This window comes from Dorea amylophila, from assembly GCF_025567265.1.
Lineage (GTDB): Bacteria > Bacillota > Clostridia > Lachnospirales > Lachnospiraceae > Dorea_A > Dorea_A amylophila.
Genome location: NZ_JAOQJW010000015.1, coordinates 38271 through 51634 on the forward strand (window position 1 = coordinate 38271; position 13364 = coordinate 51634).

Here is a 13364-nt window from a genome sequence, read left to right on the forward strand (position 1 = left end):
GAGCAGTTCCCGCATAATAGAATTCTGTTAAGGAACCGCCATTGGTGTCTGTGTCTGTTTTTAAGTTGATATTAATATAGCACGTTAATCCGATGATGTCAATAAGGATGTAAAAAACTGGCATTGCAACAAGAAAATGTGGAATTGATGGGTGCTCTTTCGTGCAATTTTAATGAATAAATGAGAAATGATGTCAAAAATAATAGACAAGAAGCAGCTTGAAGAGTCGGGATTGTGAAAAAATATGAGTGAATAGTAATGTTTGCGGGGAAATATATGTAAATATGCACGAAATATAAATATTGACAGATAATTTCCTGCCTGATATAATAGGAACAGATTTTACGTGACAAGGGTGTTACTTCTTGAGGAAAGAGAAGTAACGCCCTTTTTGTTTTAGACCAAAGTATGAATGAGACAGTAGAAATTAAGGATAATCAAACCAGGGAATAAAAGGGTCATGTAGAATACTTAAAAGGATAGGAGTGATTATATATGAGTGATCACAAAGAAGCAAAAAGTTTCTCGAGATTCGGTTATATTATGGTAGCGGCCGGTGCTGCGATAGGACTGGGTAATATTTGGAAATTCCCGTATCTGGCTTACGGTGACGGAGGAGGAGCGTTTGTTCTGATTTACATTGTAATCTGTATTCTTCTGGGGCATCCGATCGTTCAGGCGGAACAGGCAGTTGGACGTAGAGGACGTGCAAGTGCAGCCGCAAGCTATGGCGTAATTCATCCGAAATGGCGATTTGTCGGAGTAATTAATATAGTATGTACATTCCTCATTGATATTTATTATCTGGTTGTATCCGGATGCATGGTGGGTAGATATCTGCGATACCTTTATTGCGCTGCTTGCCGGGTTTGTTATCATCCCGACTGTTGTCGGGACAGGAAGTGAGATGTCTTCCGGACCATCGCTTGTGTTTGTCGCAATGACACAGATTTTTGAAACGTTACCGGGTGGAAGAATTATTGGTATCTTTTTCTTCGCATCTTTGATTTTTGCGGTTATTTCAACATTCTTTACGATTCTTGAAATTCCGCGTATGTATGTACAGGAGAAGACGCATACGTCACATCAGGTTTCTCTGATTATTACAGCGGCTCTGGTGTACGGCGGAAGTGTTCTCTGTTCTTTGTCAAAAGGCGTACTTAGCTGGTTGAAACTTCCATGGCCGAGTTTTCAGGGAATTGCGTATTATGATATTTATGATTGGTGCGACTGCCTGAGTGGTTATGTACTCCTGCCTCTGGGCGTATTGCTGACGTGTTTCTATATTGTGAAAGCATGGGGATTTAATGAGTATGAAAAAGAACTTACGAATAATGGTAAACATGGAAAGTTATCTATGTATGATAAGTTGTCTCTGGCAGTGATCTGTCCGGTGCTTACATTGATTGTAATACTTCATGTGTTTGGATTTATTTAAGGCATTGAGTGCATCTGACACATTATATATAATAGAAAACCCTGCTGTAATCGCTCTGAAAAACAGCAGGGTTTTTGTTTGTTAAGTAAAGTATACAGATAAAACAGCAGCTTTGCGGGATTAATCATCTAACAGGAAATTTTTCGCGTATTCCAGAAATGTCTTGGAAGCCGGTGACAAATCTTCTAAAGAAGAATAGGCCAGGCCTAACTGCCGGGTAATCGTTGGTTTCAGCGGACGTTTGACGAATTTCCCCTGTTGACCACGGAGCAGAAGACCTGGGAGGATAGAGTATCCAAGTTCGTGTTCTACCATAGAAAGAGAAGAAAATTCATTTCGGGTTACGTAACGGATATCCGGATGGATTTTATTCTTTCTTAAGACACGGTGCACATCGCTTCCGGGTGTATATTCAGTGATGATAAAAGGAGCTCCTTCGAATACTTCAATCGGAATTTCCGCTTCTTTGGCAAGCGGATCGTTTTCCGGAATAACTGCATACATTGGATCGTCCATGACAGGAAGAAATTGATACTTATGATTTTTCTGCAGGCTGATAAATCCGATATCTACGCGGCGCTCCTGAATCCAGTCGGCAAGTTCGCCTTCAACACCCTCGATTACCTGGATGATAATATCCGGATGCTTCTGTTGGAATTCACGGATGATTTTTGGAATCCAGTGAATCGAACAGCTGAGATAAGTACCGATCCGGATTGTGCCTCTTTGAGCACCGTTTAATGCTGCAATTTCCTGATGAATCACCTCGTCGGCATTCAATAATGTGCGGATTGCCGGAATCAGTGATTTGGCCTCATTTGTAAGTCTGATACCGTGGTGATCTTTGATATAGAGTGGAAATCCGACCTTTTTTTCCAGATTTTTCATCATTTGTGTGATGCCGGATTGTGTGTAACCGAGTTCTGCGCCTACACGGGTAAAGCTGCCGTAATCATCTACGGCCAGCATGATTTTCCAACTTTTGATGTCCATTCTTTTATTCTCCAATGTATAAAAAATACAAAAATTCGTGAAAATTTATTTGCTTATTAATAGTAGCGAAAAAATATAAAAATTACAAGTAAATAAAATTAAAATTTTTAAAAATATCATATGACCGAAGAAAGTGTCGGTGTCTGACACCGGATTTTAGCGTATGAATCCAAATACATTCAGAATAATGATCACCATGAAGACCGGAACGACAATGTAAGTAAGAATCTTATCATATAAAGTAATTCTTCCGAATTTGCCGTTGTTCGTAAGTTCTTTTTCATATTCTTCAAATCCCCAGACCTTGGATACGAAGAGACAGACAAGAAGACAACCGAGCGGAAGCAGGATATATCCGGTAAATGTGTCAAGCCAGTCATAGAGTCCGAGATAGGATATACCGGAAGCGTCCAGCCATGGAAGCTTTATGCCGCTTAATACTCCGAATCCGAGAGAAACGATAATGTTGCCGGCTCCGATGATCAGAGAAATGATAAGTGTTGCCTTGATCCGGCCCATTTTCAGGTTATCTTCGAAAGTGCGGATAGAAATCTCAAAGAATGTAAATAATGATGAAATCACGGCAAATACAATCGCAAGGAAGAAACAGATGCCGATCAGACGTCCTCCAGGCAGTTTGCTGAAGATGCCGGTCATTACAAGGAAGATCAGACTTGGGCCGCTTTGCATATCGACTCCGCCTGCGAATGCGGATGGAATAATTACAAAGCCGGCAAGGATGGCAGCACCGGTATCGCAGATGGATACAAGAATGGCATCGCTCTTTAGATTATTCTTTTTTGGAATATTTGCCCCCAGTGTTTCATAGATTCCCCAGCCGATACCTACAGAGAAGAGCACCTGTGTTGCAGCCTGGGAAAATACGGTGAAACTGAACTTGCTGAAATCAGGAAGAAGATAGTATTTTAATCCTTCAATTGCGTTATCGGTTACAAAGATCGCCCAGATACCACATATAATAAGGAAGAGAAAGAGTATCGGCATGATAATCTTGGTTACTTTTTCTACAAGATTGGTGATTCCGAACAGTAACAATATAGAGACGAATACCAGTAAGATCATAGCCCAAATAATCGGTTCGACAGTTGAAGTAGTAAAATCTGTGAAGTAGGCCTGTTTGTCGGAACCGAAGTCGCCGCTTATAATGTATTGAAAAGCGTACTTGAGTACCCATCCACCGACAACGACATAATACATATTGATAAGTAGTGTACAGATATTTGCCAGCCAGCCGACGAATCCCCATTTTTTATTAATACGTTCAAAACAGGTTACTGTGTCAGAAGCGCTGTGGCGTCCGATTGCAGTCTCCATCTCTACCATTGGATGAGCCATGACGGCAACAATCAGGATATAGACGACCAGAAATACACCGCCACCGCCCTGATAAGCGAGGTATGGGAATTTCCAGATGTTTCCTAGTCCGATCGCAGCACCGGCCGCAACCATGATATATCCAAACCTTGAGCTCCATTCACGAGATTGATTTCCATTTTCGCTCATATGTAACACGCTCCATTCGCTATTATATTTTTGCAAAAAAGGGAAGCAAAACATCTCTGATGTCTGACTTCCCTGTCTGCACTGGTTTATAATAACAGTATAGTCTGAAAAAATGAAAATATCAATAGAGATATTAGAAAACATAATGCAGATATAATGAAAAGTGATACTTTTGGCGAAAAATTAACAGCGCCGATATAAAAAGAGAATCTAAAAGATTGTACGGTAAAAAAAACAAAAATAGTGCTTGCATTATCTGCCGGATTGGGATATACTAAGAGAGCTGTGACATGATAGCGTTGAAGCGTGAGGTTGCTGCTGGAGATCAGCAGGTTTTCCGTGGAGCGAATGTCAAGTTAGGAAACTGGCGACAAGTCACTGTACGAAACTACTATAACAGCCACTGCGATGTGGTAACAACGTGTGGGTTCTCACGACACACACGGGAGAGTGTACAGTCACCGCTTGTCGTACTCGATTATAAGTACGAAAAGGAGGCGACTTTTTTTATGGCAAGTCAAGTAATGAGAATCACTTTAAAGGCGTATGATCATCAGTTAGTAGATGCATCCGCTAAGAAAATCATCGAAACTGTAAAGAAAAATGGATCTAAGGTGAGTGGACCTGTACCACTTCCGACAAAGAAGGAAGTAGTTACAATCTTAAGAGCTGTTCACAAATACAAAGATTCCAGAGAGCAGTTCGAACAGAGAACTCATAAGAGACTGATCGATATCATTGCACCGACACAGAAGACTGTGGATGCATTATCAAGATTGGAAATGCCAGCTGGTGTAGCTATTGATATCAAAATGAAATAAGAAGCAGTAATTCCTATAATTTAGGATGAGCGTCCGAAAAAGGGCGTTCCGCTGTAAATCACAGGAGGTAAAATAAAATGAAGAAAGCTATTTTAGCAACAAAAGTCGGAATGACTCAGATCTTCAACGAAGACGGAACACTTACTCCGGTAACAGTTCTTCAGGCAGGACCTTGTGCTGTAACACAGATCAAGACTGTTGAGAATGACGGATATGAAGCTGTTCAGGTTGGATTCGTTGACAAGAAAGACAAGATCATCAACAAAGACAAAGGCGGAAAGAAAGAAATCGTTCACCGTCACGGTGTAACAAAGGCAGAGCAGGGACATTTTGCTAAAGCCGGTGTTACAGGTAAGAAATTTGTAAGAGAATTTAAATTTGAAAATGCTAGCGAATATGAGTTAGGTCAGGAAATCAAAGCTGATATCTTCGCTGCTGGAGATAAGATTGATGCAACTGCAATCTCTAAAGGAAAAGGATTCCAGGGTGCAATCAAACGTCACAATCAGTCAAGAGGACCTATGGCTCATGGTTCTAAGTATCATCGCCATGCTGGTTCAAACGGTGCTTGTTCAGATCCAAGTAAAGTATTCAAAGGAAAACACATGCCGGGACATATGGGAAGTAAGAAGATTACAGTCCAGAACCTTGTAGTTGTACGTGTTGATGCTGAGAATAACTTACTTCTGGTTAAAGGTTCAGTACCGGGACCTAAGAAATCTTTAGTAACTATCAAAGAAGCAGTAAAAGCTAACTAAGATTTGGCGAAGGAAGGAGGACACTTAAGATGGCTAACGTATCTGTTTATAATATCGAAGGTAAAGAAGTTGGTAAGATCGACTTAAGCGATGCTGTATTCGGTGTTGAAGTAAATGAACATCTTGTACACATGGCAGTTGTAAGCCAGCTTGCAAATAACCGTCAGGGAACACAGAAAGCGAAAACACGTTCTGAAGTTTCTGGTGGTGGAAGAAAACCATGGAGACAGAAAGGAACCGGTCATGCAAGACAGGGATCCACAAGAGCTCCACAGTGGACAGGCGGCGGAGTTGTATTCGCACCAGTTCCGAGAGATTATTCTTTCAAAATGAATAAGAGAGAGAAGAGAGCAGCTCTGAAATCTGCACTCACATCAAGAGTTGAAGAAAACAAATTTATCGTAATCGATGAGATCAACTTTGAAGAAACAAAGACAAAGAACTTTGCAAACATTCTTAAGAGTTTAGATGTATCTAAAGCATTAGTAGTATTAGAGGATGACAACAAAAATGCAGAACTTTCAGCAAGAAACATTGCTGACGTCAAGACTGCAAAGACTAATACAATCAATGTGTACGATATCTTAAAATACAACACAGTAATCACAACAAAAGCTGTTGTTGCTAAAATCGAGGAGGTGTACGCATAATGGCAAACGTTCAGTATTATGATGTAATCCTTAAACCTGTAGTAACAGAAAAGAGTATGGAACTTATGGGAGAAAAGAAATACACTTTCTTAGTACACCCAGAAGCAACAAAATCTCAGATTAAAGAAGCTGTTGAAAAAATGTTTACCGGAACAAAAGTAGAGAAAGTAAACACAATGAATAACGACGGAAAGAAGAAAAGAGTTCGTGGAACTTACAACTTCGGAAAAACAGCTAAAACTAAGAAAGCAATCGTAAAACTTACAGAGGATAGCGCAGATATCGAGATCTTCCAGGGATTATAAGATTGCAAAGCATACGGACAGAAACCGTGACAATAAACAATTGAAAGGAGATTTATCATGGGAATCAAAACATACCGCCCATATACGCCTTCCAGAAGACAGATGACTGGTTCTGATTTCTCTGAAATCACAAAGACAACACCAGAAAAATCTCTGTTAGCTCCAAAGAGCAGACAAGCTGGACGTAATAATCAAGGAAAAATCACAGTTAGACACCGCGGAGGCGGAGCTAAGAAAAAATATAGAATTATCGACTTCAAGAGAAGAAAAGACAATATCCACGCAACTGTACTTGGCATCGAATATGATCCAAACAGAACAGCTAATATTGCTCTGATCTGCTATGAAGATGGTGAAAAAGCATATATCATCGCTCCAGAAGGACTTACAGATGGAATGACAATTATGAATGGACCAGAAGCCGAAGTTAAAATCGGTAACTGCCTTCCATTAGCACAGATTCCGGTTGGTACTCAGGTTCATAACATTGAGCTTCATCCTGGAAAAGGTGGACAGATGGTTCGTTCCGCTGGTAACAGTGCTCAGTTAATGGCGAAAGAAGGAAAATATGCGACACTCAGACTTCCATCAGGAGAAATGAGAATGGTACCGCTTGAGTGCAGAGCTTCTGTCGGAGTTGTTGGAAATGGTGATCACAACCTGATCAACATTGGTAAAGCAGGACGTAAACGTCATATGGGAATCAGACCTACAGTTCGTGGTTCTGTTATGAACCCGAATGACCATCCGCATGGTGGTGGTGAAGGTAAGACAGGAATCGGTCGTCCGGGTCCGTGTACACCTTGGGGCAAACCAGCACTTGGTCTTAAGACAAGAAAGAAAAATAAAGCTTCTAACAAGATGATCGTAAGAAGAAGAGATGGTAAAGCAATTAAATAGTTTTCATAAGGAGGTTAGAACCTATGGCACGTTCTATTAAAAAAGGACCATTCGCAGACGCAAGCCTGCTTAAAAAGGTTGATGCTATGAACGAGGCTGGAGACAAGTCTGTAATCAAGACATGGTCCCGTCGTTCTACAATCTTCCCAAGCATGATCGGACATACAATTGCTGTTCATGACGGAAGAAAGCATGTACCTGTATATGTTACTGAAGATATGGTTGGACACAAACTTGGAGAGTTCGTAGCAACCAGAACCTACAGAGGACACGGAAAAGACGAAAAGAAATCCAAAGTTAGATAATTAGATTGTGAAAGGAGGGTTCATCCATGGCTAAAGGACATAGATCCCAAATTAAAAGAGAAAGAAATGCTAACAAAGATACAAGACCTTCTGCTAAGTTATCTTACGCAAGAGTTTCTGTTCAGAAAGCATGCTTCGTATTAGATGCCATCAGAGGTAAGGATGTAACAACAGCACTTGGTATTTTGACATACAATCCAAGATATGCTTCTAGTTTAATAAAAAAATTATTAGAGTCTGCAATTGCAAATGCTGAGAATAACAACGGCATGAATGCTGAGAATCTGTACATTGCAGAGGCTTATGCAAACAAAGGACCAACAATGAAGAGAATCAGACCTAGAGCACAGGGTAGAGCTTACAGAATCGAAAAGAGAATGAGCCACATTACACTCGTGCTTGATGAAAGATAAGGAGGGCAAACATGGGACAGAAAGTTAATCCTCATGGTTTGAGAGTCGGAGTTATCAAAGACTGGGACTCAAGATGGTATGCAGAGAAAGATTTCGCAGACTGCTTAGTGGAAGACCATGAAATCAGAACATATCTTAAGAAGAGATTATACAGTGCTGGTATTTCTAAAATTGAAATCGAGAGAGCATCTGACCGCGTAAAGATCATCGTTTACACAGCAAAACCTGGTGTTGTAATCGGTAAAGGCGGAGCAGAGATCGAGAAAGTAAAAGGTGAATTAGCACAGTTTACAGATAAAAAGTTAATCGTTGACATCAAAGAAATCAAGAGACCGGATAAAGATGCTCAGTTAGTAGCTGAGAACATCGCATTACAGCTTGAGAACCGTATTTCTTTCAGACGTGCAATGAAATCCTGCATGTCAAGAACTATGAAATCTGGAGCACTTGGTGTTAAGACTTCTGTATCAGGACGTCTTGGTGGAGCTGACATGGCTCGTACAGAGTTCTACAGCGAGGGAACAATTCCTCTTCAGACACTGAGAGCAGACATTGACTACGGATTCGCTGAAGCAAACACAACTTACGGAAAAGTTGGTGTTAAAGTTTGGATCTACAAAGGCGAAGTTCTTCCGGAGAAAACAGTTAAGGAAGGAGATAGATAATCATGTTAATGCCAAAAAGAGTAAAACGTCGTAAACAATTCCGTGGTACCATGAAGGGTAAAGCTCTTCGCGGTAACCAGATTACAAACGGTGAATATGGTATCGTTGCAACGGAACCTTGCTGGATCCGTTCTAACCAGATCGAAGCAGCCCGTATCGCTATGACACGTTACATCAAGCGTGGTGGTAAAGTTTGGATCAAGATATTCCCAGATAAACCTGTAACTACGAAACCAGCTGAGACACGTATGGGTTCTGGTAAAGGAACCTTAGAATACTGGGTAGCTGTTGTTAAACCGGGACGCGTTCTTTTTGAGATCGCAGGTGTACCGGAAGAAGTTGCGAAAGAGGCTCTTCGTCTTGCAACTCACAAGCTGCCATGTAAATGTAAAGTAGTTTCTCGCGCAGACTTAGAAGGCGGTGATAACAGTGAAAATTAATGCATTTGTTGAAGATTTAAAAGCAAAATCAGCTGCAGAGCTGAATGAAGAATTAGTAGCTGCTAAAAAGGAACTTTTTAATTTAAGATTCCAGAACGCAACAAACCAGTTGGACAATACAAGCAGAATTAAAGAAGTAAGAAGAAATATTGCCAGAATTCAGACAGTAATCACTGAAAAGGCAGCTCAGTAGAAACTGAAAACTCACAAAATGAAAGGAGTTACAGACTGTGGAAAGAAATCTTAGAAAAACCAGAGTTGGTAAGGTTGTCAGCAACAAGATGGACAAAACTATCGTTGTAGCAATCGAAGATCATGTAAAACATCCACTTTACAAGAAGATTGTAAAGAAGACATATAAATTAAAAGCACATGATGAAAACAATGAGTGCAATATTGGCGACAAAGTAAAAGTTATGGAAACAAGACCTCTGTCAAAAGACAAGAGATGGAGACTTGTTGAAGTTATGGAAAAAGTGAAATAGTATAAGGAGGGAAACCTGCATGATACAGCAAGAAAGCAGACTTAAAGTAGCAGACAACACAGGTGCGAAAGAGTTACTGTGTATCCGTGTACTTGGCGGTTCAACAAGAAGATATGCAAGTATCGGTGATGTAATCGTTGCGACTGTTAAAGATGCAACACCAGGCGGCGTTGTTAAAAAAGGTGACGTAGTTAAAGCTGTAGTTGTTCGTACTGTAAACAGTACACGTCGTAAAGATGGATCTTACATCCGTTTCGATGAAAATGCTGCTGTAATTATAAAAGATGATAAGACACCAAGAGGAACCCGTATCTTCGGGCCAGTAGCAAGAGAGCTTCGTGACAAACAGTTCATGAGAATTGTTTCTCTGGCTCCGGAAGTACTTTAAGGAGGTGCGCGTAAGATGTCAATGTTAAAGATCAAAAAAGGTGATACAGTCAAGGTTATCGCCGGTAAAGATAAAGACAAAGAAGGCAAAGTTATCGCTGTTAACCAGAAGACAGGAAAGGTTATCGTTGAAGGCGTAAATATGCTGACAAAGCACACAAAACCAAGTGCTCAGAACCAGGAAGGCGGAATCGTTCGTCAGGAAGGACCAATCGATATCTCTAACGTAATGTATGTTCACAAAGGAACTGCTACAAGAGTTGGTATCAAGATGGATGGAGACAAAAAAGTACGTTACGCTAAATCAACAGGCGAAGTGATTGATTAATTTGAGGAAGGAGGTCCAAAGCTTTGAGTAGACTGAAAGAACAGTACCAGAACGAGATCGTTGATGCAATGATCAAAAAGTTCGGTTATAAAAATATTATGGAAGTACCAAAACTCGATAAAGTTGTTATCAACATGGGTGTTGGTGAAGCAAAAGATAACGCAAAACTTTTAGATGCTGCAATCGCTGACATGGAGAAAATTACAGGTCAGAAGGCTGTAGTTTGTAAAGCTAAAAAGTCCGTTGCTAACTTTAAAATCAGAGAGGGTATGCCGATCGGATGTAAAGTTACATTAAGAGGAGAAAAGATGTATGAGTTCGTTGACCGTCTGGTTAACCTTGCTCTTCCTCGTGTACGTGACTTTAGAGGTGTAAATCCTAACGCATTTGACGGAAGAGGTAACTATGCTCTCGGAATTAAAGAGCAGCTGATCTTCCCTGAGATCGAATACGATAAAGTAGATAAGGTAAGAGGTATGGATATCATCTTCGTTACTACTGCTAATACAGATGAAGAGGCACGCGAACTGCTCACTCAGTTCAACATGCCATTTACAAAATAAGGAGGTAAATTATGGCTAAGACAGCAATGAAAGTGAAACAGCAGCGCAAGCAGAAGTTCTCCACAAGAGAATACAATCGTTGCAGAATCTGTGGACGTCCACATGCATATTTGAGAAAATATGGTATCTGCCGTGTTTGCTTCCGTGAGTTAGCATACAAGGGACAGATTCCAGGTGTTAAGAAAGCAAGTTGGTAGGAGGAAAGAACAATGACAATGAGTGATCCAATCGCAGATATGCTTACAAGAATCCGTAATGCAAATACTGCTAAACATGATACTGTAGATGTTCCAGCATCCAAGATGAAGCTTGCTATCGCTAATATCTTGTTAGATGAAGGATATATCGAGAAATACGATGTTGTTGAAGACGGAGTATTCAAAACAATTCACATCACACTGAAATATGGTGCTGATAAGAACGAGAAAGTTATCACAGGCCTTAAGAGAATTTCTAAACCAGGTCTTCGTGTATACGCTTCAAGCGAGAATGTACCTAAGGTATTTGGTGGACTTGGAACAGCAATCATTTCCACAAACCAGGGTGTAATCACTGACAAAGCTGCAAGAAAGCTTGGTATCGGTGGAGAAGTTCTCTGCTATATTTGGTAAGAAACCCGTGAGCAACTTAGTGAAGGTGTGCCGTAAGGCACAGCCTGAACTGATTGCCATATAGAAACTGAAAACAGAGAAGCCATAAGAGCTTTTCCGAGAATCTAAGTTAAGGAGGAATAAGGTATGTCACGTATCGGAAGACATCCAATCGCTATCCCGGCAGGCGTAACTGTTGAGATCGCTGAGAACAATGTAGTGACTGTTAAAGGTCCAAAGGGAACACTTGAGAAAGCACTTCCTACAGAGATGGAAATCAAACAGGAAGGCGAAGAAATCGTTGTAACAAGACCAAATGACTTAAAGAAAATGAAATCTTTACATGGTCTTACAAGAACACTGATCAATAACATGGTTATTGGTGTAACGGAAGGATACCAGAAGGTTCTGGAAGTTAACGGTGTTGGATACAGAGCAGCAAAATCAGGTAACAAATTAACACTGAACCTTGGTTATTCTCATCCAGTCGAGATGGAAGATCCTGAAGGCATTGAGACAGTAGTTGAAGGTCAGAACAAGATCATCGTTAAAGGACTCAGTAAAGAAAAAGTTGGTCAGTTTGCGGCTGAGATCAGAGACAAGAGAAGACCGGAGCCATACAAAGGTAAAGGTATTAAGTATGCTGATGAAGTTATCAGACGTAAAGTTGGTAAGACTGGTAAAAAATAAGTAAGGAGAGTGTGAAAATGGTTAGCAAAAAATCAAGAAGTGAAGTTCGCGTAAACAAGCACAGAAAATTACGTAACCGTTTATCTGGTACAGCTGAGTGCCCACGTTTAGCGGTATTCAGAAGTAATAATCATATGTATGCTCAAATTATTGACGATACAGTTGGAAATACACTGGTTTCCGCTTCCACTCTTCAGAAAGATGTGAAAGCAAACCTGGAGAAAACTAACAACGTTGATGCAGCAGCATATTTAGGAAAAGTAATCGCAGAAAAGGCCCTTGAAAAAGGTATTAAAGACGTTGTCTTCGACAGAGGCGGATTTATTTATCAGGGTAAAGTACAGGCATTAGCAGACGCAGCTAGAGAAGCTGGGTTGAATTTCTAGAAGGAGGAGCACACATGAGACAGGAACGTATTGATGCTAATTCATTAGAATTAAACGAAAAAGTAGTATCAATTAAACGTGTAACCAAAGTTGTTAAGGGTGGCCGTAATATGAGATTCACAGCTTTAGTAGTTGTTGGTGACGGAAATGGCCATGTTGGTGCAGGTTTAGGAAAAGCTACAGAAATTCCGGAAGCAATCCGCAAAGGAAAAGAAGATGCAGCTAAAAATCTCATCTCTGTAGCATTAGATGAAAATGACAGTGTAACACATGATTATATCGGTAAATTCGGAGGCGCTTCTGTATTACTTAAGAAGGCTCCAGAAGGTACTGGAGTTATCGCTGGTGGTCCAGCACGTGCCGTAATCGAGATGGCAGGAATCAAGAATATCCGTACAAAATCTCTTGGTTCTAACAACAAACAGAACGTTGTACTTGCTACAATCGAAGGATTACGCCAGATTAAAACTCCGGAAGAAGTAGCTAAGCTTCGCGGTAAATCTGTTGAAGAGATCTTTGGCTAAGGAGGTAGAACAAAATGGCAGATTTAAAAATCACATTAGTAAAATCTACAATCGGTGCTGTACCTAAGCATAAGAAAACTGTTGAAGCATTAGGACTTAAGAAGCTGAACAAAACTGTTGTACTTCCAGATAATGCAGCAACAAGAGGTATGGTTAAACAGGTTTCTCACCTGGTAAAAGTAGAAGAAGTATAATTCAT

The 13364-nt window shown here is 40.5% G+C and carries 24 protein-coding genes; 22 read left to right on the top strand and 2 right to left on the bottom strand.

Annotation, left to right across the window (positions count from 1 at the left end; translation table 11 throughout):
* The first annotated feature begins 495 nt into the window (after positions 1 to 495).
* Positions 496 to 906, top strand: a complete 411-nt coding sequence (locus OCV72_RS10395) for an SLC5/6 family protein (protein WP_055283708.1) — start codon at positions 496 to 498, stop codon at positions 904 to 906.
* A 1-nt stretch (position 907) separates the two neighbouring features.
* Complete coding sequence (locus OCV72_RS10400) at positions 908 to 1438, top strand: SLC5/6 family protein (protein ID WP_055283710.1); 531 nt, start codon at positions 908 to 910, stop codon at positions 1436 to 1438.
* Positions 1439 to 1558: 120 nt separating this feature from the next.
* Here the strand turns inward: OCV72_RS10400 and OCV72_RS10405 are convergent, their stop codons facing one another.
* Together OCV72_RS10405 and OCV72_RS10410 are read right to left on the bottom strand one after the other, a co-directional pair.
* Positions 1559 to 2431, bottom strand: a complete 873-nt coding sequence (locus OCV72_RS10405; RefSeq protein WP_055283713.1) for a LysR family transcriptional regulator — start codon at positions 2429 to 2431, stop codon at positions 1559 to 1561.
* A 156-nt stretch (positions 2432 to 2587) separates the two neighbouring features.
* Positions 2588 to 3955, bottom strand: coding sequence for a sodium-dependent transporter (locus OCV72_RS10410; RefSeq protein ID WP_055283715.1), 1368 nt, complete (start codon positions 3953 to 3955; stop codon positions 2588 to 2590).
* Positions 3956 to 4464: 509 nt separating this feature from the next.
* Between OCV72_RS10410 and rpsJ the strand changes: the two genes are divergently transcribed.
* From rpsJ to rpmD, 20 genes are all read left to right on the top strand, one after another.
* Positions 4465 to 4776 (top strand): 30S ribosomal protein S10, encoded by a 312-nt coding sequence (gene rpsJ / locus OCV72_RS10415; protein ID WP_006427379.1) that lies wholly within the window; start codon positions 4465 to 4467, stop codon positions 4774 to 4776.
* A 77-nt stretch (positions 4777 to 4853) separates the two neighbouring features.
* Complete coding sequence (gene rplC / locus OCV72_RS10420; protein WP_055283717.1) at positions 4854 to 5534, top strand: 50S ribosomal protein L3; 681 nt, start codon at positions 4854 to 4856, stop codon at positions 5532 to 5534.
* 29 nt (positions 5535 to 5563) lie between these two features.
* A complete protein-coding gene (gene rplD, locus OCV72_RS10425) occupies positions 5564 to 6184 on the top strand; it encodes a 50S ribosomal protein L4 (protein WP_055283719.1) in 621 nt (206 codons plus the stop codon).
* Entirely contained in the window at positions 6184 to 6489 is a 306-nt protein-coding gene (gene rplW / locus OCV72_RS10430; RefSeq protein WP_006427386.1) for a 50S ribosomal protein L23, read from the top strand. Before rplD ends, rplW begins: the two co-directional genes overlap by 1 nt.
* 57 nt (positions 6490 to 6546) lie before the next feature.
* Positions 6547 to 7389, top strand: a complete 843-nt coding sequence (rplB, locus tag OCV72_RS10435; RefSeq protein ID WP_055283721.1) for a 50S ribosomal protein L2 — start codon at positions 6547 to 6549, stop codon at positions 7387 to 7389.
* 23 nt (positions 7390 to 7412) lie between these two features.
* Positions 7413 to 7694, top strand: coding sequence for a 30S ribosomal protein S19 (rpsS, locus tag OCV72_RS10440; RefSeq protein ID WP_006427388.1), 282 nt, complete (start codon positions 7413 to 7415; stop codon positions 7692 to 7694).
* Positions 7695 to 7720: 26 nt separating this feature from the next.
* Entirely contained in the window at positions 7721 to 8107 is a 387-nt protein-coding gene (gene rplV, locus OCV72_RS10445; RefSeq protein ID WP_004607294.1) for a 50S ribosomal protein L22, read from the top strand.
* 11 nt (positions 8108 to 8118) lie between these two features.
* Positions 8119 to 8772, top strand: a complete 654-nt coding sequence (rpsC, locus tag OCV72_RS10450) for a 30S ribosomal protein S3 (protein ID WP_006427389.1) — start codon at positions 8119 to 8121, stop codon at positions 8770 to 8772.
* A gap of 2 nt (positions 8773 to 8774) precedes the next feature.
* Positions 8775 to 9212, top strand: a complete 438-nt coding sequence (gene rplP / locus OCV72_RS10455) for a 50S ribosomal protein L16 (RefSeq protein ID WP_006427390.1) — start codon at positions 8775 to 8777, stop codon at positions 9210 to 9212.
* The gene (gene rpmC / locus OCV72_RS10460; protein ID WP_028088456.1) at positions 9202 to 9405 is read left to right on the top strand and encodes a 50S ribosomal protein L29; all 204 of its coding nucleotides are present in this window, start codon (positions 9202 to 9204) and stop codon (positions 9403 to 9405) included. The genes rplP and rpmC overlap by 11 nt, the downstream gene beginning before the upstream one ends.
* Positions 9406 to 9442: 37 nt before the next feature.
* Entirely contained in the window at positions 9443 to 9697 is a 255-nt protein-coding gene (gene rpsQ, locus OCV72_RS10465) for a 30S ribosomal protein S17 (RefSeq protein WP_022416483.1), read from the top strand.
* Positions 9698 to 9716: 19 nt separating this feature from the next.
* Positions 9717 to 10085, top strand: coding sequence for a 50S ribosomal protein L14 (rplN, locus tag OCV72_RS10470; RefSeq protein WP_006427393.1), 369 nt, complete (start codon positions 9717 to 9719; stop codon positions 10083 to 10085).
* Between the two features lie 15 nt (positions 10086 to 10100).
* Positions 10101 to 10412 carry a 50S ribosomal protein L24 gene (rplX, locus tag OCV72_RS10475; RefSeq protein ID WP_022416484.1) on the top strand — a complete coding sequence of 104 codons (312 nt, stop codon included), beginning with the start codon at positions 10101 to 10103 and terminating at the stop codon, positions 10410 to 10412.
* Between the two features lie 23 nt (positions 10413 to 10435).
* Positions 10436 to 10975, top strand: a complete 540-nt coding sequence (gene rplE, locus OCV72_RS10480; RefSeq protein ID WP_028088455.1) for a 50S ribosomal protein L5 — start codon at positions 10436 to 10438, stop codon at positions 10973 to 10975.
* A gap of 11 nt (positions 10976 to 10986) precedes the next feature.
* Complete coding sequence (locus tag OCV72_RS10485) at positions 10987 to 11172, top strand: type Z 30S ribosomal protein S14 (protein WP_006427396.1); 186 nt, start codon at positions 10987 to 10989, stop codon at positions 11170 to 11172.
* 12 nt (positions 11173 to 11184) lie between these two features.
* Complete coding sequence (gene rpsH / locus OCV72_RS10490; protein WP_055283723.1) at positions 11185 to 11586, top strand: 30S ribosomal protein S8; 402 nt, start codon at positions 11185 to 11187, stop codon at positions 11584 to 11586.
* A gap of 126 nt (positions 11587 to 11712) precedes the next feature.
* Positions 11713 to 12255, top strand: a complete 543-nt coding sequence (rplF, locus tag OCV72_RS10495; protein WP_028088453.1) for a 50S ribosomal protein L6 — start codon at positions 11713 to 11715, stop codon at positions 12253 to 12255.
* Between the two features lie 17 nt (positions 12256 to 12272).
* Positions 12273 to 12641: a 50S ribosomal protein L18 gene (rplR, locus tag OCV72_RS10500; protein ID WP_022415193.1), complete on the top strand. Its 369-nt coding sequence runs from the start codon at positions 12273 to 12275 to the stop codon at positions 12639 to 12641.
* A gap of 14 nt (positions 12642 to 12655) precedes the next feature.
* Positions 12656 to 13165, top strand: a complete 510-nt coding sequence (gene rpsE, locus OCV72_RS10505) for a 30S ribosomal protein S5 (protein ID WP_006427400.1) — start codon at positions 12656 to 12658, stop codon at positions 13163 to 13165.
* Between the two features lie 14 nt (positions 13166 to 13179).
* Complete coding sequence (gene rpmD / locus OCV72_RS10510) at positions 13180 to 13359, top strand: 50S ribosomal protein L30 (protein ID WP_006427401.1); 180 nt, start codon at positions 13180 to 13182, stop codon at positions 13357 to 13359.
* Positions 13360 to 13364: the final 5 nt, after the last annotated feature.